This is a genomic window from Acinetobacter brisouioides (assembly GCF_004331075.1).
In the GTDB taxonomy this organism is placed as follows: domain Bacteria; phylum Pseudomonadota; class Gammaproteobacteria; order Pseudomonadales; family Moraxellaceae; genus Acinetobacter.
Genome location: NZ_SJNX01000003.1, coordinates 209473 through 229433, shown reverse-complemented (window position 1 = coordinate 229433; position 19961 = coordinate 209473). Strand labels below are relative to the sequence as shown.

24 protein-coding genes are annotated in these 19961 nt (G+C 43.6%); 12 read left to right on the top strand and 12 right to left on the bottom strand.

The window, feature by feature from the left end:
• Window positions 1-16 precede the first annotated feature (16 nt).
• The 6 genes from E0H77_RS06100 to E0H77_RS06075 form a co-directional block, all read right to left on the bottom strand.
• Window positions 17-493, bottom strand: coding sequence for a phosphatidylglycerophosphatase A family protein (locus tag E0H77_RS06100; protein WP_004902825.1), 477 nt, complete (start codon window positions 491-493; stop codon window positions 17-19).
• 22 nt (window positions 494-515) lie between these two features.
• Window positions 516-1433, bottom strand: a complete 918-nt coding sequence (thiL, locus tag E0H77_RS06095) for a thiamine-phosphate kinase (protein WP_131375940.1) — start codon at window positions 1431-1433, stop codon at window positions 516-518.
• Between the two features lie 15 nt (window positions 1434-1448).
• A complete protein-coding gene (gene nusB, locus E0H77_RS06090) occupies window positions 1449-1895 on the bottom strand; it encodes a transcription antitermination factor NusB (protein ID WP_004750194.1) in 447 nt (148 codons plus the stop codon).
• Between the two features lie 3 nt (window positions 1896-1898).
• Window positions 1899-2369 (bottom strand): 6,7-dimethyl-8-ribityllumazine synthase, encoded by a 471-nt coding sequence (gene ribH, locus E0H77_RS06085; RefSeq protein WP_004750191.1) that lies wholly within the window; start codon window positions 2367-2369, stop codon window positions 1899-1901.
• An 11-nt stretch (window positions 2370-2380) separates the two neighbouring features.
• A complete protein-coding gene (gene ribBA / locus E0H77_RS06080) occupies window positions 2381-3502 on the bottom strand; it encodes a bifunctional 3,4-dihydroxy-2-butanone-4-phosphate synthase/GTP cyclohydrolase II (RefSeq protein ID WP_131375834.1) in 1122 nt (373 codons plus the stop codon).
• A 214-nt stretch (window positions 3503-3716) separates the two neighbouring features.
• On the bottom strand, window positions 3717-4991 hold the full coding sequence (locus tag E0H77_RS06075; RefSeq protein WP_131375832.1) for a hypothetical protein: 1275 nt from the start codon (window positions 4989-4991) through the stop codon (window positions 3717-3719).
• Between the two features lie 76 nt (window positions 4992-5067).
• On the opposite strand from E0H77_RS06075, the gene serB reads away from it, so the two are divergent.
• The 3 genes from serB to E0H77_RS06060 all read left to right on the top strand — a co-directional run bounded on the left by serB (window position 5068) and on the right by E0H77_RS06060 (window position 7640).
• Window positions 5068-6288 (top strand): phosphoserine phosphatase SerB, encoded by a 1221-nt coding sequence (gene serB / locus E0H77_RS06070; protein WP_131375830.1) that lies wholly within the window; start codon window positions 5068-5070, stop codon window positions 6286-6288.
• Between the two features lie 404 nt (window positions 6289-6692).
• Complete coding sequence (aciT, locus tag E0H77_RS06065; protein WP_131375828.1) at window positions 6693-7010, top strand: AciT family ciprofloxacin tolerance protein; 318 nt, start codon at window positions 6693-6695, stop codon at window positions 7008-7010.
• 150 nt (window positions 7011-7160) lie between these two features.
• A complete protein-coding gene (locus E0H77_RS06060; RefSeq protein ID WP_131375826.1) occupies window positions 7161-7640 on the top strand; it encodes an SCP2 sterol-binding domain-containing protein in 480 nt (159 codons plus the stop codon).
• A gap of 45 nt (window positions 7641-7685) precedes the next feature.
• On the opposite strand, the gene dtd is transcribed toward E0H77_RS06060, so the two are convergent.
• Complete coding sequence (gene dtd / locus E0H77_RS06055; protein WP_131312531.1) at window positions 7686-8126, bottom strand: D-aminoacyl-tRNA deacylase; 441 nt, start codon at window positions 8124-8126, stop codon at window positions 7686-7688.
• A 201-nt stretch (window positions 8127-8327) separates the two neighbouring features.
• On the opposite strand from dtd, the gene pncB reads away from it, so the two are divergent.
• The 3 genes from pncB to asd all read left to right on the top strand — a co-directional run bounded on the left by pncB (window position 8328) and on the right by asd (window position 11384).
• Window positions 8328-9530, top strand: coding sequence for a nicotinate phosphoribosyltransferase (gene pncB, locus E0H77_RS06050; RefSeq protein ID WP_131375824.1), 1203 nt, complete (start codon window positions 8328-8330; stop codon window positions 9528-9530).
• Window positions 9531-9684: 154 nt separating this feature from the next.
• Window positions 9685-10536: a sulfurtransferase gene (locus E0H77_RS06045; RefSeq protein ID WP_131375822.1), complete on the top strand. Its 852-nt coding sequence runs from the start codon at window positions 9685-9687 to the stop codon at window positions 10534-10536.
• A complete protein-coding gene (gene asd / locus E0H77_RS06040; protein ID WP_131375820.1) occupies window positions 10533-11384 on the top strand; it encodes an archaetidylserine decarboxylase in 852 nt (283 codons plus the stop codon). Before E0H77_RS06045 ends, asd begins: the two co-directional genes overlap by 4 nt.
• Window positions 11385-11416: 32 nt before the next feature.
• On the opposite strand, the gene E0H77_RS06035 is transcribed toward asd, so the two are convergent.
• From E0H77_RS06035 to phoB, 3 genes are read right to left on the bottom strand one after another with little or no spacing between them, the layout of a single operon-like run.
• On the bottom strand, window positions 11417-11779 hold the full coding sequence (locus E0H77_RS06035) for a hypothetical protein (protein ID WP_131375818.1): 363 nt from the start codon (window positions 11777-11779) through the stop codon (window positions 11417-11419).
• Between the two features lie 17 nt (window positions 11780-11796).
• Window positions 11797-13158 carry a phosphate regulon sensor histidine kinase PhoR gene (gene phoR, locus E0H77_RS06030; RefSeq protein ID WP_131375816.1) on the bottom strand — a complete coding sequence of 454 codons (1362 nt, stop codon included), beginning with the start codon at window positions 13156-13158 and terminating at the stop codon, window positions 11797-11799.
• Between the two features lie 13 nt (window positions 13159-13171).
• The gene (gene phoB, locus E0H77_RS06025) at window positions 13172-13879 is read right to left on the bottom strand and encodes a phosphate regulon transcriptional regulator PhoB (protein ID WP_004750165.1); all 708 of its coding nucleotides are present in this window, start codon (window positions 13877-13879) and stop codon (window positions 13172-13174) included.
• Between the two features lie 183 nt (window positions 13880-14062).
• Here phoB and E0H77_RS06020 point away from each other — a divergent pair, with 183 nt between their 5' ends.
• A complete protein-coding gene (locus E0H77_RS06020; protein WP_131375814.1) occupies window positions 14063-14902 on the top strand; it encodes an SDR family NAD(P)-dependent oxidoreductase in 840 nt (279 codons plus the stop codon).
• Between the two features lie 40 nt (window positions 14903-14942).
• Here E0H77_RS06020 and E0H77_RS06015 read toward each other — a convergent pair whose 3' ends face one another.
• Window positions 14943-15098 carry a DUF1328 domain-containing protein gene (locus tag E0H77_RS06015; RefSeq protein ID WP_004902798.1) on the bottom strand — a complete coding sequence of 52 codons (156 nt, stop codon included), beginning with the start codon at window positions 15096-15098 and terminating at the stop codon, window positions 14943-14945.
• A 193-nt stretch (window positions 15099-15291) separates the two neighbouring features.
• Between E0H77_RS06015 and E0H77_RS06010 the strand changes: the two genes are divergently transcribed.
• From E0H77_RS06010 to E0H77_RS06000, 3 genes are all read left to right on the top strand, one after another.
• Complete coding sequence (locus tag E0H77_RS06010) at window positions 15292-15738, top strand: YcgN family cysteine cluster protein (RefSeq protein ID WP_131375812.1); 447 nt, start codon at window positions 15292-15294, stop codon at window positions 15736-15738.
• Between the two features lie 199 nt (window positions 15739-15937).
• On the top strand, window positions 15938-17185 hold the full coding sequence (locus E0H77_RS06005; protein WP_323052936.1) for an ammonium transporter: 1248 nt from the start codon (window positions 15938-15940) through the stop codon (window positions 17183-17185).
• A 57-nt stretch (window positions 17186-17242) separates the two neighbouring features.
• The gene (locus tag E0H77_RS06000) at window positions 17243-17599 is read left to right on the top strand and encodes a glycosyltransferase family protein (RefSeq protein ID WP_131375808.1); all 357 of its coding nucleotides are present in this window, start codon (window positions 17243-17245) and stop codon (window positions 17597-17599) included.
• Here the strand turns inward: E0H77_RS06000 and E0H77_RS05995 are convergent.
• Window positions 17591-18223, bottom strand: coding sequence for a cation efflux transmembrane domain-containing protein (locus E0H77_RS05995; RefSeq protein ID WP_131375806.1), 633 nt, complete (start codon window positions 18221-18223; stop codon window positions 17591-17593). The two genes, E0H77_RS06000 and E0H77_RS05995, sit on opposite strands and share 9 nt — an antisense overlap.
• A 73-nt stretch (window positions 18224-18296) precedes the next feature.
• On the opposite strand from E0H77_RS05995, the gene E0H77_RS05990 reads away from it, so the two are divergent.
• Window positions 18297-18704, top strand: a complete 408-nt coding sequence (locus tag E0H77_RS05990; protein ID WP_131312519.1) for a MerR family transcriptional regulator — start codon at window positions 18297-18299, stop codon at window positions 18702-18704.
• Window positions 18705-18766: 62 nt separating this feature from the next.
• On the top strand, window positions 18767-19933 hold the full coding sequence (locus E0H77_RS05985) for a PQQ-dependent sugar dehydrogenase (RefSeq protein ID WP_131375804.1): 1167 nt from the start codon (window positions 18767-18769) through the stop codon (window positions 19931-19933).
• Window positions 19934-19961: the final 28 nt, after the last annotated feature.

The following is a 19961-nucleotide window of genomic DNA, read 5'->3' as shown; positions in this document are numbered from 1 at the left end:
ACCTACTTAAATGGCGTTAAGCACCTGAAAGTAATAAATATATGGTAATACATAATGCAGCCCAAAGCCCTGCAATAATGTCATCGAGCATGATACCGAAGCCACCTGCAACCTTTTGGTCAGCAACACGAATCGGCCAAGGTTTCCAGATATCAAACAGACGGAATAACCCAAAGCCAATCAGTGCCCATTGTATATGCATTACATTAAAAAAGATTAAAGGCAATAAAGTAATGGATTGCCCTGCAAATTCATCCCAAACAATTCGCCCGTCATCATGGACGCCAATAACTTTGGCGGTATGCCCACAAATCCAGATCCCGACTAAGGACATAATAATAATGGCAAGTACTGAAGCATAAAAGCCCAGAAATAGCCAAATGGGAATAAATAATAAGGCAAAGGCTGAACCGAATGTGCCAGGCGCTTTGGGTGCAAGACCTGAGCCCAAGCCTACGCCACAAAACACGACGCAACGATCAAACCAAGACATTTCTTGGAATTTAATAGGTGGTTTATGCAAAGTGTTGATATCCGCTTAGCTGTAAGAATTGGGGCTCGCCCTGATATTCAAATTTTAAACTTAAATCTGCCTGAATACAGCCAATAATCGTAAATGGCGTTACTGGGTTAAGTTGGCACAGGCGCTTATAGTTGTCTTTAGAAATGGTAAAGCAGAGCTCATAGTCATCGCCACCTGCAAGTGCATATTGCCATTGCTGGGCAAAAGGTAATACTTGTAAAGCAGGGTCGATAGGCAGTTGGTCAAGCCATAAAGTTGCGCCGACATGTGAGGCTTTAAGAATATGCCCTAAATCCTGAGCCAGACCATCTGAAACATCAATCATACTCGATGCGAGACCACGTAAACTTTGTCCAAGTTCACAGCGTGGGGAAGGGTAGTCCAAGCGTTGTTGCAATGGATGCCCAAGATGCTGTAGGGCAAATGCCGCATCGCCCACTTGTCCACTGACCACCACATAGTCACCCACTTGTGCACCAGAACGCGTAATCCCCTGAGCGGTTGGAATCCAGCCGAGAGCCGTGACACTGATGGTCAGATGCGGGCTTTGAGTGGTATCGCCACCAATCAGGTGGACATGGTAAGGGGCACAGCAGTCAAATAAGCCTTGGCTAAAATCCTGTAACCAAGTGTCGTCGACCTGAGACAGGCTCAGCGCCAGTAAGATACTGTGAGGAGTTGCACCCATGGCTGCCAGATCGGAAAGGTTAACTGCAACGCTTTTCCAGCCGATGGCATGTGCAGATGTAGAAAGAGGGAAATGCCGCCCTGCGATGAGGGTATCGGTACAGATGACCAGTTGTTGCCCCACGGGTGGGGAAACGATAGCCGAATCATCTCCAATACCTAAGTCGACCTGTGCAGATGCAGCAGTTTTGAAATAGCGATCAATAATCGAGAATTCGGCCATAGCGTTTGACAACAATTAACCTTGTTGTTTTTCAGCTTCGCGTAGCACATGTGCTAAACGATCTAATACACCGTTGATGTATTTGTGGCTGTCTGCCCCACCGAAGTGTTTAGCCAGTTCAATAGCTTCATCAAGTACCACACGATAAGGAATTTCAGCATGATGGCGTAACTCGTATGCACCAAGACGTAAAGTCGCGAGCTCGACACCGTCAAGCGCATCAATTTCACGGTCAAGTACAGGAATGAGCAATTCATCCAGAGTTTCATGCTCTGCCACGATTTGGGTTAATAATTCGTGGTAGTAGTTTAAGTCAACCTTGTGCATGGCATTTTCAGCACGGGTACGCGCTTCAATTTCATGAACAGGGTTATGGCTCATTTGCCATTCATAGACGCCTTGTACAGCAAAACGACGTGCTTTGCGTTTTGCTGCATAAATTGCTTGTAAAGTTTGTGACATGAATTAAATTGCCTTTAACAAATTCACCATTTCAATAGCCGTCAAAGCAGCTTCACTGCCTTTGTTGCCCGCTTTGGTGCCTGAGCGTTCAATGGCTTGTTCAATGCTGTCGGTCGTTAAAACGCCATTAATGACAGGCAAACTTGATTCTAAACCAACAACACCTAGACCTTTGGCACATTCACCCGCAACAAAGTCAAAGTGTGGCGTGCTACCACGAATGACTGCACCTAATGCAATAATCGCATCAAACTGTGCAGAATTCGCCAGCTTTTTCGCAACAACAGGCAGTTCCCATGCACCTGGTGCATGAATAACGGTGATATTTTCTTCTGCAACGCCATGACGTTTTAATGTGTCGATCGCGCCTTCAAGCAGATGTTCAACCACAAAGCTATTGAAACGAGCAACCAAAATCGCGTAACGGCCTTCGCTCGCGAGATGTAATAAACCTTCTATACGGCGAATCGCCATAGCAACCTCGATTATTTTCCAAAAGATTGATTGGCAGAAATATATTCCACCACTTCTAAGTTAAAACCAGAAAGGGCATTGAAGCGTAATGGCGAACTGAGGAGCTTCATTTTTTCTACTCCTAGGTCGCGTAAAATTTGCGCACCGACCCCAATAGTCTGATATTGATGTGACAATGCCGAGTTGGACTTGACTGGTGTTGGTGCAGTTAATGCATCTAAAGCTGAGCCTAAGTCAGGCAAGCTTTTTTGACCAATCCAAACCAAAACGCCACGTTCACTGTTGGCAATCGCTTGTAGTGCATGGTCAATTGTCCATGCAGATTCGCCCGATTGTTTTTTCAATTTTAATAAATCACGCGTTGGGTTGAAACCATGAACACGAACGGTGGTGACCCCTTGTTTCGGTTCACCTTTCACCAAAGCCAAATGAATGTCTGGACTACCTTGCTCCTGATAACGATACAGTTGCAATGTGCCATATTCAGTTTCAATGCTTTGTTGGCTTAAACGCTCGACCGTTTGTTCATTGGTCATACGGTAATGAATTAAGTCGGCAATTGTACCAATTTTTAAGCCATGTTTTTCAGCAAATATTTCTAAATCTGGACGACGTGCCATAGTGCCGTCTTCTTTAATGATCTCACAGATCACAGATGCAGGTTCTAAACCTGCCAAACGTGAGAGATCCGAGCCTGCTTCGGTATGTCCTGCTCGGTGTAGAACACCACCAGGTTGTGCCATGAGCGGGAAAATGTGCCCAGGTTGTACAATATCTGCTGGTTTGGCTGCTGCCGCTACCGCAGTACGAATGGTATGCGCACGCTCTGCCGCAGAAATGCCTGTGGTAATCCCATCAGCCGCTTCTATAGATAAGGTAAAGTTGGTGCCATGCTGTGCGCCATTGTGATCGACCATGAGAGGTAGATTCAGTTGTTGACAGCGATCTTTGCTCAAGGTCAGACAAACGAGACCACGGGCATGGGTAATCATGAAATTGATGTCTTCGGCACGCACATGGGTTGCTGCCATGATGAGGTCGCCTTCATTTTCACGATCTTCATCATCCATAAGGATGACCATTTTGCCAGCACGAATATCTTCGACAAGCTCTTCAACAGTATTGAGTGCCATCCTGTCCTACCTTAACCCTGAATTTACAATGCAATAGATTATCGCAATTGTTTATATTAGCAATTTTTAGGCAGTATTGCCTATGTTTCCCTCAAGATCCACAGCAGCTTTTCTGATGTGTATTTCTATAATGCTGCTAAAGCTGATGATGTCAAGGCAAAATCATGATAAAAAAACCTCGCCATTCAGGCGAGGTTGAAAATTAGACAGTGATTTAAGTAGTTTCAGAACGTGATTTTTTACTTTTTAAGATCTCGGTACGTAATGTTTGCGCCAGTTCAGCACATTCACTGTTCATGCCGTTGATCATAAAAGCATGACGAGTCAGTACATTACTTGGGTTAGGTAAAGCCACGAGCTGAAAATGTTCACTGATCAGTTTCAGATATTGTTCTTGCAAATACAGCGCGCTTTCTTTGGCTGTTAAGTTGTGTGTCAGGCGAGCTGCTGCTTGTGCTGCATTGAGTTGCATGTCTTCAACTGCGTTGGCAATCGCGCAGCGAGTTTGCAGTACAAAGCGTTTTTCTTCACGGTAGCGTTTATACAGTACGTCCGAGAGTAACTGAAAGACCATGCCAACCATGAGCAGACATTCGACAGCCTTTGGACGTTCGGCATCAATGGTAATGGTCGCACCATCAGCTTGGAAGCTTTGTTGTACATTAATGTCTGCTTGAGAAAGATGATAATGCTGGACACATAAATCAATACTTTTCTTCAAAAACAACTGACACAAATTAAAGTAAGGCACAGAAACCGACTGACTGACAGTAATTAAGAGTTGTTTTGGGTCATAGAACTGAATATTCAGTGCCAAAGCATGTGGGTTTGGATTCACATCATTTTTATCAGTATTGAGCAGTCGGTTCGGAATCGCCTGTTTTTTAGGTTGCTGCTGTGCCTGTGCAATCACCACGGCACTATTGTGCTTTTCCTGTTCAAGTGCTTGAGTGAGCGCCTGAATTTCATGCTTGAGGTGCATTTCCTTGTTAATGCGCGCCAGATACTCACTACGGCTTGGGCGGGCAATGGCACGATAAGCAATCCATAACACAAAATGCAGTAATAAAGAGGCCAAAATAGCCAGCCATTCACTACGCAGAATTTCGCCAATGCTTGGTTTGATGAGGGTGACTTCGACACTGCCGACTTTCTTTTCATTTTGCAGCGCATCACGGCTAAAGACTTCACCTTCTCGGGTTTTGTATAAACCGTTGGTTGCCAGAACCTGATTAGAGGCATCGAGAATGCGAATAGAGGCAATACTTGGATTGGTTTTATAGCGATCGACTAGAAGTGCTAAAGATACGCGATTTGCTGGATCTAATTCATGCAAGCTGTCCGTAACCAGTTGTGTGGTCAGCAATTGACCTTGGCTAGCACGATTTTCTTTGAGTTGATGCGTGGTTGCAATGACCAGTAAAAAGGTCTGCAATGCAAAACTTACAATCAGTAGGCTAGCAAATAGCCCTTGTCTAGGTGCATTCAAGGTAAACTTCCAAGGCAATTCGATTCATTTTCGATTATGATTCTAACCATAGTTGTAGCTCAAACTGAGTCAATCCATGCAAGAAATCATTCTTATTTCATTTTTAGGACCCGACCAACCCAATCAGTTCACTCGATTGATGCAAGTTTTGTCCTCTCATTCATTGCAAATTTTAGATGTGGGTCAGGCCGTGATTCATAATCAGCTGACCCTCGGCATCGTGATTGCATCTGAAGATCAGACCGCAACAGCTTTGGCAATGAAAGAGATTCTAATTTTAGCACATGATATTGGCTTAACTGTGCGATTTAAACCAATCTCTAACGCAGAATATAATCAATGGGTCAGTGAAGGTGGAGCAACCCGTTATATTGTGACGGCATTCGCACCTGAACTGACTGCGGCAGATTTGCAAGCGGTCACGCAAATTGTATCGGGTCAGGGATTTAATATTGAAACAGTGACCCGTTTATCCGAGCGTTTGGTACTCGATACTCCAAATACAGAGCATCGTCGCGCCTGCGTACAGTTCGGTTTAAAAGGCAAAATGTTCGATGCGCAAGGGATGCGTGCAGCATGCCTACACCTATCAACTGAACTGAATATTGATATTGCGGTACAAGAAGATAATGTTTACCGTCGAAATCGCCGTTTGGTCTGTTTCGATATGGACTCAACCCTCATTGAGCAAGAAGTGATTGATGAGTTGGCGCGTGAAGCTGGGATTGGGGCACAAGTGGCAGAAATTACAGAACGTGCTATGCAGGGCGAACTGGATTTTCAACAAAGTTTCCGTGCCCGCGTTGCCTTGCTCAAAGGTTTAGATGCTTCAGTGTTGCCAAAAATTGCAGAGCGTTTGACCATTACCGAAGGTGCAGAACGCCTGATCTCAACGCTTAAGCTTTTGGGATATAGAACAGCCATCTTATCGGGCGGTTTCCAGTATTTTGCTGAATATTTACAGAAAAAGCTGGGGATTGATGAAGTCCATGCCAATATTTTAGATGTGCAAGATGGCTTTGTGACAGGTGAAGTCAAAGGTACGATTGTCGATGGTGCGCGTAAAGCTGAACTGCTTCGCCGCTTAGCCGATGAAATGGGCATTTCACTTGAACAAGCGATTGCAGTGGGCGATGGTGCCAATGACTTGCCAATGCTTTCAATCGCAGGTTTAGGTGTTGCATTTAGAGCGAAGCCACTGGTACGCCAAAATGCTAATCACGCAATTTCAAGCATTGGTTTAGATGGTGTTTTGTACTTGCTGGGTGTACATGATAAAGACATGCATCCTGCTTAGTAAGTTTTTGTTTTTAAATAAAAAAGCACAATTTATAAATTGTGCTTTTTTCATATGAATTAAATATTTATTTCAATGAATTTACGTTTTTTGAGAGATTAAAAATTTTTATAAAAAAAATTATTTTTGCCATAAAAAGGTCTGACGTGCATTGTAATGACACGCAATCCTATATATTTCCTCTACTCACCGAATTTTCATAAAAACTCGTTTTGTAATGACATTGGTATTTGGCGACAAAGTGTGTCGCTTTGCTGAAAAAACTCCCTTTTTTTTCTGAAAAAACTTTGCATAATGCCATTATGAGCATGTGCACAGTAGTCTGAAGAATACGTAAGCGCTTAACCAGAACATGCTTAAATTGATCAGTGTTGCAGTCACAAAATGTGATAGACGGAGGTTTTATGTTAACAGCAAATGTTGCCACTATGGTGGGGATCGGCTTAATTGCCATTGCGCTTATCGCTGTTTTCTTTTCACCTTTTCGGCATTGGCTCGGGTTTATGTTTGCAGGTATGGCGTTTTGGGGCGTTGTTGAGGCGATCCGCTTAGGTGTGCAATCTGCCTTTCATTTGCCAATGACTTATAGTTATTTAACAGCACTTAGCCTTGTCATGATGGGAATTACCGTGCTGCTATTAAGAGCAGATCATGTCGCGCAAAAAGCCCTAGCCAATCGCCAGTTGATTGAGCACACCCCCGTTTATGAAGAAGAACAATAAAGCTGTTTAAATCATCAGTTACTCAACTCGGGTGCATTGAAAAATGCACTTTTTTTTCTTAAAAATTGTTATACAAAGCTTAGTTATTCATTTGGCAAGTTATGATAGGATGCTTTAAAGATGAATAAAATGACAATAGGCTAAATGCACATGAATCTTTCTGCTATTCCTGTCGTAAAGTTACCTTTGCTGAATGTAAGTACAGACCCACTGGATTTGTTGGTGGTCAGCATGGTTTTACGAATGAAACAGCTTGCGAAAACCTCGCCGAAATTTATTGAATTATCGCATGATCGCCAAATTCGCATCCAGATTGCAACCGATGCAGGTTTTGTCCGTCAGATTCTGGTCAATAATGGCAAGGTTGATACCGTTGTAGGCGCGCCTCAACCTGCTGATTTTACCTTACAGTTTGCTGATAGCAACCAAGCTGTAAAAACCTTAATCAAAGGTGAACCTTCAGCATTTATGACCGGTATGCAAAACGGTACTATTAAAATGGAAGGTGATTTTAGCTTGTTGGTCTGGTTTAACAAGGTTGCACGTTTATTGCCACCGAAATTGCCAAAACCAGTACAAGCCAAAGTTAAACAGGTTCGTCAGTTTATTCGCCAAAAAACAGGCAAGTAAATTTTAGACCATAAAAAAGCTCTCAGGTTTGAGAGCTTTTTTTATTTAAACCACTTCAAGGTTAAACGTGACAGGACCATCATTGACCAAATGGACTTGCATATCGGCAGCAAAAATGCCCGTTTCTACTTGTGGATATTGGGTTTTGGTGTAGTCGACCAGTTGCTCGTACAATGCTTTTGCCGCAGCAGGTGGCATAGCAGGGGCAAAGTCGGGACGTAAACCTTTTTGGGTTTGTGCCATCAGGGTAAATTGCGAAACCAGTAAAATTCCACCTTGAGCTTGAGCGACATTCCAGCCCATTTTGCCTTGTTCATCATCAAAAATGCGGTATTTCAGGATTTTGTCGATCAGTTTTTTGCCTATGGCAAGATCATCTTGTTGTGCCAGACCCAAAAAAACCAAAAGGCCGTGTTGAATTTCACCCGTAATTTGTTCATCTACAACAACTTTGGCAGATTTTACGCGTTGTAATAGTGCACGCATATTTAAGACTTACTCATAAAAGTACAGACTATAAACATTTCAGATGGGCTTTAAAATCTTTTTCATAAAGATGTAGTGATTATAAATTCAGCAAAAAACCACTAATTTTGGGCGGTTTTTATCATTATTTGCTAAAACACTCACTGAGTTGCCTATAAAAGTATGGTTTAATGCCTTGAGCTAAAAAAAGATCTAACCGATATGGAACCAATCATACGATCCTTGCTTGATACGGATTTATATAAATTTACCATGCTGCAAGTGGTGTTACACAAGTTTCCACAAACTCATAGTGTGTACCAATTCCGCTGCCGTAATCTTGAAGATACTGTGTATCCATTGACGGATATTCTGGATGACCTGAACCAGCAACTGGATTACTTGTGTGAGCTGCGTTTTCAGGATGATGAATTGCAGTATTTACGCAATTTACGTTTTATCAAAAGTGACTTTGTTGATTATTTAGAATTATTCCAGCTCAAACGCCGTTTTATTCATGCAAGCATTGATGATCAGGGGCGTCTCGATATTCATATTGAAGGGCCGATGGTACAAGCCCTGATGTTTGAAATTTTTGTGCTGTCGATTGTCAATGAGCTATATTTCAGTCGTATCCATTCTGCAGAAGCCCTTGCTGAAGGTGAACGCCGTTTACAAGCCAAACTGCAGTTATTAAAACAATACGAACAGCAGCAACAGGCAGATGAAAATCCATTTTTGGTGTCTGATTTTGGTACGCGTCGTCGTTATAGTTTGACGTGGCACAAGCATATTGTGGAAGAATTTCACCGTACTGCGCCGAACGTGTTTCGCGGAACCAGTAATGTCATGTTGGCAAAGGACTTGGGTATTACCCCAATCGGAACCATGGCACATGAATTTTTACAGGCATTTCAGGCACTAGATGTGCGTTTGCGCAATTTCCAGAAAGCTGCCCTTGAAGCATGGGTACAGGAATATCGTGGTGATTTAGGCATCGCCCTGACCGATGTGGTCGGGATGGATGCTTTCCTGCGTGATTTTGATCTGTACTTTGCCAAGCTGTTTGATGGTTTGCGTCATGATAGTGGTGACCCGTATGTCTGGGGTGATAAAGCTTACGCACATTACCAAAAGCTTAAAATTGACAGTAAAACCAAAATGTTAACTTTTAGTGATGGCTTGGATTTAGAGCGTGCGTGGAATTTGCATCAGTACTTTAAAGACCGTTTCAAAGTCAGTTTCGGAATCGGTACCAATCTGACCAATGATATGGGCTTGAAACCTCTCAATATTGTGCTAAAACTGGTGGAATGTAATGGACAGTCTGTGGCAAAAATCTCGGACAGCCCAGGTAAAACCATGACTGATAATGATACTTTCCTTGCCTATTTACGGCAGGTGTTTCAGGTTGAAGCTGTTTAAATTGAATCGAAACCGACTCATAAGAGTCGGTTTTTAGTTTGTGCCTTGTGAATCTTTGGCACAATGCTTGCGTAAAAAATCATAAATCGGCATGAAAAGCCTATGTTATGATCAAGCATGATCGAGTTTCAGTACGTCTTGAGCCCAATAAAAAATGACAGCCACTTCTGAATTAAATTTTCCATTATTAATCGATGCCGAAGATCTTGTGCCGCATTTAGGCAATCCAAATCTAAGGATTGTCGATTTGAGCCGCCTGTCGGTGTACGAACAGTTGCATATTCCTCATGCAGTGCATGTTAAACCCCAGCAGCTGGTGCGTCAGCAAGAGCTGGCATCAGGCATGCTGCCCGATGTAGCGGGCTTACAACAACTGGTTGAATACTTGCAGCTTTCACCGCAACATCATGTGGTGGCGTATGATGATGAAGGTGGGGCATGGGCAGGACGTTTCTTGTGGAATCTGCATTGCTTGGGCTTTACCCAAACCAGCTTACTCAACGGCGGTATTCACGCTTGGCTGGGGGCAGGCTTACCTACTTCGGTTGATGTGCAAGATGTGGCTGTGACCGATCAACTGATTCCCGTGAATCTTGAACAAGCTGCTAAAGTACGGATTGAATATCCTGAATTGCTGGAATTGGTTAAAAAGAATGCCATCCAACTTTGGGATTGCCGTACTGAGGATGAATATACAGGGCTACGGTTGGCAGCGCGACGGGGTGGGCATATTCCCCATGCGATTCATTACGAATGGAGTACTGCCCTTAATCGTGAAAATCATTTAAAATTACGCCCTTTAGAACACATACAACAAAGTTTGCAACAATTGGGGATAGACTTTAAGCAGCCTGTGGTAGTGTACTGCCAGTCGCATCATCGTTCAGGTCTGGCTTATATTTTAGGTCGTTTGCTCAATTGGAATATTCGCGCATACGATGGTGCATGGAGTGAGTGGGGAAATCGCCCCGAGAGTCCAATTGTTACGGGAGAGAAGCCGTTTTGAGCCTCACATCACAACTGAAGAAACAACTTTTTTTACAAGCCCAACGTATTGTACCGCAGCATCAGCTGAGTCGTGTGGTGGGTAAAGTTGCTGCCAGTGAAAACCCGATTGTTAAAAATATTGTTATTCAGGCATTTAAAAGCAAATATCAGATTGATTTGACGGTTGCCGAACAAAATAATCCGTTGCAATATAAGTCGTTTAATGAATTCTTTACTCGTGCTTTAAAGCAGGGTGTGCGTCAGATTGACGCTGACAGTCGTAGTATTGTCAGCCCAGCCGATGGTGCAATTTCACAAATTGGTCAAATTACCGATGGTGATGTATTTCAGGCGAAAGGACAGAGCTTTTCTGTTGAACAGTTGGTGGGTGATCCTAAACTGGCTGCGCCATTTAAACAGGGACAATTTGCAACGGTTTATCTGTCACCACGTGACTACCATCGGGTACATATGCCATTTTCAGGGACATTGACTGAAACGCTATATGTGCCAGGCGAATTATTTTCGGTCAATCAAGTCACGGCAGAAAATGTTCCGAACCTGTTTGCGCGTAATGAGCGTATGGTTTGTTTGTTTGATACCGAGATTGGTCGTATGGCAGTCGTGCTGGTTGGCGCCATGATTGTGGCGGGGATCGAAACGGTTGCCACAGGTAAAGTCAAACCAAATGGTCGTCTAGACTTGCAGCAACATCAGCTTGAACTGCAAAAAGGCGACGAGCTGGGGCGTTTTTATTTGGGTTCAACGGCAATTGTGTTGTTTGAACCAAACACGATGGCTTGGGATGCAAAATTCAAAGCGGAATCTGTTGTGGTCATGGGCGAGCGTTTAGGGCAAGTGCTTTAATTCACAGACCGATTCAATGAAAAATGCAACCTTCAGGTTGCATTTTTTGATTGAGGGTGTTTGTTAAATACCGCAGTACACTGTTCGTAGGATAGCCGTGCCTGCACTTGCTGAGCAGTTGATAAACTGAAATAGGCTTCAATCCACTGATTGGCTAAGGTTTCGCGAAAATGAGGCTGTTTGAATGCATAGTCAGGAATACTGCCTTGCTGGACTTGTCGCATTTTTTCACGAAGCTGCTGAACATTATGTGGTGCATCGGGTTGCCGAATCACAAAACACAAGATGGCTTGATACCGAGCAATTTCATCGGTATCGGGTTGCTGTGCTTTCACGATCAGAAAGACAATCAACGCAGCGCATAGGCTGCCCAGTATGATATAAATTTTTTTCATACGCTAAGTGTAGGGCTTTAGGCTTCTGCTTGACAGAGGCGCTCTTTGGGGAAAACGGCTTTGAAGCATGAACCTTGATTGATTTGTGATTCAACTTCTAAGTGTGCCCCATGTTGCATGAGTACATGTTTGACAATCGCCAGCCCTAGACCTGTTCCCCCTGTTTGGCGGCTACGTGCGCTATCTACACGGTAAAAACGTTCGGTCAGGCGTGGTAAATGTTTTGGGTCAATCCCAATACCATTGTCCTGCACGGTAAAGTAACCATGTTCCTGATCATCATGCCAGCCAATGGTAATCACTCCGCCTTTGGGTGTGTATTTAATGGCATTGGTAATCAGATTGCCAAAAGCACTGGCAAGCTCCATATCCGAGCCAAGCAAGTCACAGTGACTGTCAATGTCGAGATTTAAAATATGTCCGTATTCGGAATTATAGGCTTGGGCATCGTCAAATAACTGGTTCATCAGGCTAGGCATATCGACAATCTGGTTTTTTGCCAGTTGTTTGTCATTTTCCAAACGCGATAATAGTAGCAGGTCATTAACTAGAGCATTCATGCGTCGAGTTTGTGACTGCATTTGTTCAAAAGGGCGTTTCCAGCGTGGATTGAAATCATCTTGATCAGTAAAGGTTTCCAGATAGCCGCTGAGCACCGTGAGAGGGGTACGTAATTCATGCGAGATATTATCGACAAAGTCTTTACGCATCTGTTCGAGATTATGAACTCGCGTTACATCATATGCCACGACAAGGCGGCTTTCTAGACCAAAGCGGGTGAGTTTGATTTGCACATAACGATCTTCGTGAATCGAAGATTTCAGTTTAATGCCGTCAGGCTGTTGTTCCATATTATTAAAATATTCAACAAAAGCAGGCTGGCGCAAAATACCCAAAATATTGCGTCCGCGGTCAAGTTCCTGAACGCCAAGCAACCTTTCTGCCGCAGGGTTCCACCATTCAATTTGATGGAGTTCATCGGTCAGAATCACCGCTTCAGCGAGTGCGACCAGTGAAGACTGGGCACGGTCAATCAACCCGACCATTTCGGCTTGAACCACACGTTCTTGACGTTGTGACCGATAAATATTGAACAGCAATGCGCCCCAAATGCCGTTCAGGTTTGGCGGTACATCATAAGGTCGATTGGCGATCCAGTCGTTGACCAAATACAGTGCACGTAATTGCATGACCATAAACACAGCAAACGCAATTGCAATACAAATCCAAAAATGACCTATTCCCAAACCAATTAAACTAGCGATTGTTATGAAAAACAACAAGATCCGTAGATCTTGTTTGGCATACTCCCACAAGCTGCTATAACGATAACGCTTATGTTCAAGGCTAATTTCTGGGGTTGGGTAAGGTTCATACATAAAGATGATCTGACTAACTTAAAGCATCGGCACGCGTTGAAAAACGGTAGCCTGTACCTCGTACGGTTTGTACGAAACGATCCACTCCGAAGGGTTCAAGTACTTTGCGTAGGCGGCGGATATGAACGTCAATTGTTCGGTCTTCAATATAAACATTGCCACCCCAAACCTGATCAAGCAATTGTGCGCGAGTATAGGCACGTTCTGGGTGGGTCATGAAAAATGCCAACAGACGGTATTCGGTTGGGCCCATATCTAAAATATTGTCGGCAAAGCTGACACGCTGACTCACAGGATCAAGAATTAAACCATTGGCATCAATGGATTTTTCTCCACTCAAAGCATTGGAACGACGTAAGACGGCTTTAATCCGTGATACCAGTTCGCGCGTTGAGAACGGTTTGGTCATATAGTCATCGGCACCTGCGTCAAGACCTTGAACTTTATGATCTTCTTCGCCACGTGCAGTGAGCATAATCACAGGAATTTCCGAAAGGTTCTCATCGCGTTTTAGGCGGCGGCACAAATCAACGCCACTAATTCCACCAGGAAGCATCCAATCGAGTAAAATAAGCGAAGGACGTTGATCAACAATCATTTGGTGGGCTTGTTTGGCATCTTCGGCTTGCAAACATTGGAAACCTGCCATATCGAGCGAAGTATGAATCATCTCGCGAATGGGTAATTCGTCATCGACGATTAAAATATAATCCTCTTTCACAAGGTCAAATCCTATCACTGCTTTATTTGTTTATAGTCCAGTATTACAAAGACTAATTATGACAGTATCATTGCAGTAGATTTAGGTATCTGCAATTTTAAAAAATATTTGTGACAAAATCTTGATCGTCATATGACTGAATGATGACGCATATAATGGTCAAGATGCAAGATCGAGATGGTAATGAAAAGTTTTCAAGGAAAAGTAGCAGCAATTTCAGGAGCAGGCTCAGGTATAGGGCAACAATTGGCGTTGCTTTTAGCACAGCAAGGCTGCCATTTATCCTTGAGTGATATTGATTTGCAGGGTTTAGCACAAACGCAAAGCTTACTTCAGGCTTATAGCGTACGCATCTCAACACATTTGGTTAATGTTGCTGAGCGTGAGCAGGTGCAATATTGGGCGGAACAAACTGTACGTGAACATGGTCAGGTTAACCTGATTTTTAATAATGCAGGGGTGGCACTGGCATCGACAGTTGAAGGTGCAAGTTATGAAGATCTGACTTGGATTACCAATATCAACTTTTGGGGCGTGGTGTATGGAACCAAAGAGTTCTTACCTTATATTAAGCAAACCCAAGATGGTCATATTGTCAATATTTCCAGTATTTTTGGAATTGCCGCTCAGCCGACCCAGTCAGCATACAATGCCAGTAAGTTTGCAGTACGTGGTTTTACCGAGTCATTGCGTCAGGAACTGGATATTCAGCGCTGTGGGGTGAGTGCCTTATGTGTACATCCTGGAGGCGTGCGAACCAATATTGCCAAATCGGCACGTTCTAATCAAAGTTTACAAAGTTTGGGGATTGAAACGGATGGTACACAGCAGGACTTTGAGAAGCTGCTGCGGACTCCACCTGAAAAGGCTGCCCAAAAAATTCTTAAAGCCATTCGCCGAAACCAGCGGCGAGTTCTGATTGGTACTGATGCCAAGGTTTTAGATTTGCTACAGCGTTTTTTCCCAGCAGGTTACCAGCAACTGAGCGTTTGGTTAAATCGGTTGCAAACCTGGAAATACTAAAGAAGAGAAGCGTAAGCTTCTCTTCTTGTTTGAGAGTCTGTTAATGGCCTCTTGAAAAAAAACCAATCACGGCCAAAATCAAGGCAACGACCAGCAAGATCACTGCAAATTGTTGTGATAGACCAGCGACACCACCGAATCCGAGTAAGCTAGCAATTAGTGCAATCACTGCAAAAATAATCGCCCAACGAAACATGATGATTCTCCTGAATTTTTTATTTTGAGGTTCAGTTTAGCACTGTAAATTGGCACGACTGTTTTTGCTTTGTGCATAAAATGTGCACTTTATGCAGCTCTTTCATCATGCTATGTAAGTGCGGTTTGTAAAAATTAAGCTGGAGTTGGGCATGTTATAATGCCGACCTTGTTGTTTTTAGACTGAGAAATTCATGGCGCTGCGTCCACAATTCTGGAAAAAATATCCATTAGATCAACTCTCAAGCGAAGAATGGGAAGCTTTGTGCGATGGCTGTGGCTTGTGCTGTTTACTCAAACTTGAAGACGAAGACACACGCGAAGTGGCTTATACAAAAGTGGCCTGTAAGTTACTCAACTGTGCAACGGGGCAATGCTCAGATTACAGTCAGCGTCAGCAGCATGTTACTGATTGTATTCAATTAACTTTAGACAGCTTACAAAAAATTCAGTGGTTGCCATCAAGCTGTGCCTACCGACGTATTTATGAAGGCAAAAACTTACCCTCATGGCATTATTTAAATACAGGCTCACGGCAAAGCGTGATTAAAGCCAAAAAATCGGTGGCAGGACGCTGTATTTCAGAAGAATCTGTGAGTGAGGATGATATTGATGAATATATCGTGCGTTGGGTAAGATAAAAATTATTTAAAAACAATAATATAAAAATAAAACATAACTCCTTTCATTTTTGGCTTAAATTTTGCTTCATTTTTACACATAAAAAATGGGTGAAATTTCAATTATTTTAAGCAATCGTGTCATGGGGGGAGAATGTATAAAAATAGCTATATCAACAATCTTGTACTCATCTTAGTTGGTTTTTTTGCCAGTTCGGGTATGGCATGTGCAGCAACTGCACCTTATATCACCAATCTAGAGCAAATCAATACCGGAAACACCGCGTGGATGCTGACCTCTACCGCGCTGGTTTTACTGATGACCATTCCAGGGATTGCTTTGTTTTATTCAGGAATGGTGCGTAAAAAGAATTTAATTGCCACCGCCTTACAAAGTTTAGTGATTGTATGTTTGGCAAGTGTGCTGTGGGTTGTAGTCGGGTACAGCCTAGCTTTTACACCCAATAATGCATTTATTGGTGGTTTTGACCGTGTCATGCTGCAAGGTGTGGTGTTCGATGCCATTGATGGCAAAATTTCCGTGAGCCATATGGCTTCCAGTATTCCTGAAACCGTCTGGATTATGTTTCAGATGACTTTTGCCATTATTACGCCTGCTTTAATTACTGGTGCATTTGCTGAGCGTATGCGTTTTTCAGCCATGTTCTGGTTCATGTTTTTCTGGATTTTACTGGTGTATGTCCCTGTTGCCCACTGGGTTTGGGAACCAACGGGCTGGTTGGCAGCCAAAGGCGCACTGGACTTTGCAGGCGGTACAGTTGTGCATATTAATGCAGGTGCTGCAGGTCTGGCTTGTGCTTATATGCTCGGTCAGCGCAACGGTTATGGCAAAGAACCATTTTTCCCCAATAACCTGATTTATACCTTTATTGGTGCAGCGTTGCTGTGGGTGGGCTGGTTTGGTTTTAACGCTGGTTCAGCAGGTGCAGCCGATGGACGGGCGGGCATGGCAATGCTGGTAACCCAGCTGGCAGCGGCAGCATTGACGTGGTTACTGGTGGAATATATCAGCCGCCGTAAAGTTACGCTGCTTGGCGCATGTTCGGGTGCGGTTGCAGGTTTGGTTGCGATTACCCCCGCATCCGGTTTTGTTGATATGACAGGCGGTTTGCTGATTGGCTTGATTGCAGGCGTGTGCTGTTACTGGGGGGCAACTCAGCTCAAAATTCTACTCAAAGCTGATGATTCATTGGATGTTTTCGGGATTCATGGTGTAGGTGGCATTGTTGGCGCAATCCTGACAGGTGTGTTTGCACAAAAACATATTTCGGGTTTGGATGCGAGCCTATTGATACAAGTGATAGGTGCAGTGACGACCTTCCTTTACAGCGCTATCGTCTCGGTAGTGATTCTATTTGTGATTAATAAAGTGATTGGTCTGCGAGTCGATGCAGAACAGGAACAAATTGGTTTGGATTTAGCACAACACGGCGAGCATGTACCTTGATGTGTTGTATAAAAAATTGGTTCAAGCTGGACTTGAACCACAACTGTGGAGAAAAGTATGAAGACGATGTTGAGCAAAGATAAAAAAGTTGAAAAAGAGATCTTTGACCTCGCCACACAGTTATATGTTCGTTTAAGACGTGTGGCGGGGCGGGTGATTGATGTGGTCTATCTGGAACATAATCAGGAGTACGCTCAGGAAGTGGTCAAGCTTGCCTTAACCACAGGTGATGCGGAGTTGCACCGTTTAGGGGCTCGTCTGGACGCAGTGCTGTCAAATGGTACAGCACCTACCCATATTGCAAGTGTGAAGTTTGTTGCTCCAGTGAGCACAATGACACCTATTATTGATGATCTACCAAGCCCAGCGCAAAAAGAAGAAGTGCCACATCATTATATTGGTGCGTTACGCTAAATGTCCTGTTTTATTGGCTTGACGCTCAGCGCGTGATTTTTGAACCACGTGATAACCTGAGCTAAAGCCTAGGCTCGCCATAACCGCAGCCACAATCAGGTCGGGAATGGCACTTTGTGTGCCAAAGACGCCAACCGCTGCCAAAATCACCGCAATATTGCCAATCGCGTCATTGCGGCTGCATAACCAGACCGAGGTCATGTTGGCATCTCCATCACGGAAGGTATAGAGCACAAGGGCACTGATGACATTGGCAATCAGGGCAATAACACCAATAACCCCCATCGTCATGGCTTCGGGTTGCACGCCTGTCCAATATGCCCAAATCACTTTGGCCAAGATCAAAATCGCAAAACACAGCATGGTATAGCCTTTAATCAGGGCGATACTGGCACGCCAATACAAACTGAGCCCCAGTGCCATAATCGAAATGGCATAGTTGAAAGCATCGCCAGCAAAGTCAAGAGAGTCTGCCCAAAGCGCAGCCGAGCCTGCATGTGCCCCCGCAATCACTTCAATAATAAACAAACTTAAATTGAGAAATAAGGCAATCCACAGCGCATTACGAAATTTTTTTGAAACGCTATGATTTGATGTGTGGTGTTCACATTGACAACCTGCCATTTGAAAATCCTGTTTTAATTTGCATACACGGATTTAAAAGCTTAGAGTTACTCTAAGGTCAAGTGAGGTGCATATGTTTTTTTCGATTGGTGAACTGGCTAAAAAATCCAGAATTTCTGCGGATACCATCCGTTTTTATGAGAAAAAACAGCTCATCACGCCGCCAAAGCGTGCGAATAATAATTATCGCTATTATGATGATCAGGCATTGCAACAGTTAATTTTTATTCGGCATTGCCGCGAATTGGGAATGTCACTAAATGAAATTCAAGAAATGAATACGCTGATGCTGCATCCACAAGACAACTGTGCTGTAGTTGACACTCTCGTTGAAACCCATTTGGGGCATATTCAGAGTAAAATTCAGCAATTGCAAAAATTTAGCCAGCAATTACAGCAGTTACGCCAGAGTTGTAATTCTCAAGCCTGTATTCAGGATTGTAATATTGTAAAAACTTTACATCAGCTGGATGCTGAATAAAAGGTAAAAAACTATAAACTCCTGTCTTTCAGGATGCATGAATGTTACGGATGGATGTATGTATGCGAAGATTTCAGCATCTTCTTTTGATATTAATGTCAGTTTCAGGTTTAACTGCCTGTAGTTATTCAGATTTTTTTAAACAGATCGAGCAATCTTTTGATCAGTTTATGAACCAGCGAAGCTCAAAATTTACACTGTTGCACTTTCAAAAAGTAGGAAGTTTTAATTTGCCATGGGCACTTGTCGCATTACCTGATGGGCGGTTGCTGATTACTGAGCAGGCTGGAACGATGAAGTTGTTCGATCCTGTGAGTCGTCAGGCATGGTCTGTGGCAGGTGTGCCACCAGTGGTGTATGCGGGGCAGGGTGGTCTTGGTGATATCGTCTTGCATCCTGATTTTAATCAAAATCACTGGGTGTATTTTAGCTATGTAGAAGCCTCTGGGCAGAACACGACAGGTGCAGCCGTTGACCGTGCCAAGCTGGATCTCACACATGCTGGACAGCCAAGACTGCTCAACCGTCAAAGAATCTGGACACAACAGCCTAAAGTAAAAGGCGATAAGCATTTTGCCTATCGCTTGTTATTTGACCGTGATGGCAAACTCTGGATCAGCTCAGGGGAACGCCAGCAGGTTAATCCAGCACAAAACTTGCATAGCCATTTGGGCAAAATGATACGGCTCAATGCCGATGGCACGACACCGATGGATAATCCACTCTATGCTCAAGGTGGCGTTGCTGCTCAGCTTTGGTCATGGGGACATCGGAACCCTTTAGGCATTGCTTTTGATACCAAAGGGCAGCTTTGGGAAGTGGAAAAGGGCCTTGACGGTGGTGATGAATTGAATCAGATTTATAGAGGGCGCAATTATGGTTATCCTTTGGTGTCCAATGATGATCGTTATTCAGATTCAGGTCTAAAGATTCCACACCACGATACCCGACCAGGATTTCAAGCACCTGTTCTGAGCTGGACACCTGCAATTTCTCCTTCAAGCCTGATTATTTATCAGGGTAAACGTGTTCCCCAATGGACAGGCAAGGCACTGATTGGTGGTTTGTCATCCGAGTCGATTATTGTGGTGGATATTCAGCATCAGCCGATTAAAGAACTAGAACGAATTGAGATGGGGCAGCGCATACGAGGTTTATTACAAACGCCGCAGGGAGATTTATGGGTACTTGAAGATGGTGAAAATGCAGCTTTGTTGAAATTGCAGTAAACTTAAACGATGCAGGTTTTTTGATTGC

Excerpts from the sequence above, each read along its gene's own strand:
- E0H77_RS06020 (WP_131375814.1), top strand. The coding sequence starts at position 14,063 with ATGAAAAGTTTTCAAGGAAAAGTAGCAGCAATTTCAGGAGCAGGCTCA.
- E0H77_RS06045 (WP_131375822.1), top strand. The coding sequence starts at position 9,685 with ATGACAGCCACTTCTGAATTAAATTTTCCATTATTAATCGATGCCGAA.
- phoR (WP_131375816.1), bottom strand. The coding sequence starts at position 13,158 with ATGTATGAACCTTACCCAACCCCAGAAATTAGCCTTGAACATAAGCGT.
- E0H77_RS05990 (WP_131312519.1), top strand. The coding sequence starts at position 18,297 with ATGTTTTTTTCGATTGGTGAACTGGCTAAAAAATCCAGAATTTCTGCG.
- E0H77_RS06015 (WP_004902798.1), bottom strand. The coding sequence starts at position 15,098 with ATGTTTCGTTGGGCGATTATTTTTGCAGTGATTGCACTAATTGCTAGC.
- E0H77_RS05985 (WP_131375804.1), top strand. The coding sequence starts at position 18,767 with ATGCGAAGATTTCAGCATCTTCTTTTGATATTAATGTCAGTTTCAGGT.
- E0H77_RS06035 (WP_131375818.1), bottom strand. The coding sequence starts at position 11,779 with ATGAAAAAAATTTATATCATACTGGGCAGCCTATGCGCTGCGTTGATT.
- E0H77_RS06000 (WP_131375808.1), top strand. The coding sequence starts at position 17,243 with ATGAAGACGATGTTGAGCAAAGATAAAAAAGTTGAAAAAGAGATCTTT.
- thiL (WP_131375940.1), bottom strand. The coding sequence starts at position 1,433 with ATGGCCGAATTCTCGATTATTGATCGCTATTTCAAAACTGCTGCATCT.
- serB (WP_131375830.1), top strand. The coding sequence starts at position 5,068 with ATGCAAGAAATCATTCTTATTTCATTTTTAGGACCCGACCAACCCAAT.
- E0H77_RS06060 (WP_131375826.1), top strand. The coding sequence starts at position 7,161 with ATGAATCTTTCTGCTATTCCTGTCGTAAAGTTACCTTTGCTGAATGTA.
- aciT (WP_131375828.1), top strand. The coding sequence starts at position 6,693 with ATGTTAACAGCAAATGTTGCCACTATGGTGGGGATCGGCTTAATTGCC.
- dtd (WP_131312531.1), bottom strand. The coding sequence starts at position 8,126 with ATGCGTGCACTATTACAACGCGTAAAATCTGCCAAAGTTGTTGTAGAT.
- E0H77_RS06010 (WP_131375812.1), top strand. The coding sequence starts at position 15,292 with ATGGCGCTGCGTCCACAATTCTGGAAAAAATATCCATTAGATCAACTC.
- nusB (WP_004750194.1), bottom strand. The coding sequence starts at position 1,895 with ATGTCACAAACTTTACAAGCAATTTATGCAGCAAAACGCAAAGCACGT.
- E0H77_RS06100 (WP_004902825.1), bottom strand. The coding sequence starts at position 493 with ATGTCTTGGTTTGATCGTTGCGTCGTGTTTTGTGGCGTAGGCTTGGGC.
- ribH (WP_004750191.1), bottom strand. The coding sequence starts at position 2,369 with ATGGCGATTCGCCGTATAGAAGGTTTATTACATCTCGCGAGCGAAGGC.
- E0H77_RS05995 (WP_131375806.1), bottom strand. The coding sequence starts at position 18,223 with ATGGCAGGTTGTCAATGTGAACACCACACATCAAATCATAGCGTTTCA.
- E0H77_RS06005 (WP_323052936.1), top strand. The coding sequence starts at position 15,938 with ATGGCATGTGCAGCAACTGCACCTTATATCACCAATCTAGAGCAAATC.
- pncB (WP_131375824.1), top strand. The coding sequence starts at position 8,328 with ATGGAACCAATCATACGATCCTTGCTTGATACGGATTTATATAAATTT.
- ribBA (WP_131375834.1), bottom strand. The coding sequence starts at position 3,502 with ATGGCACTCAATACTGTTGAAGAGCTTGTCGAAGATATTCGTGCTGGC.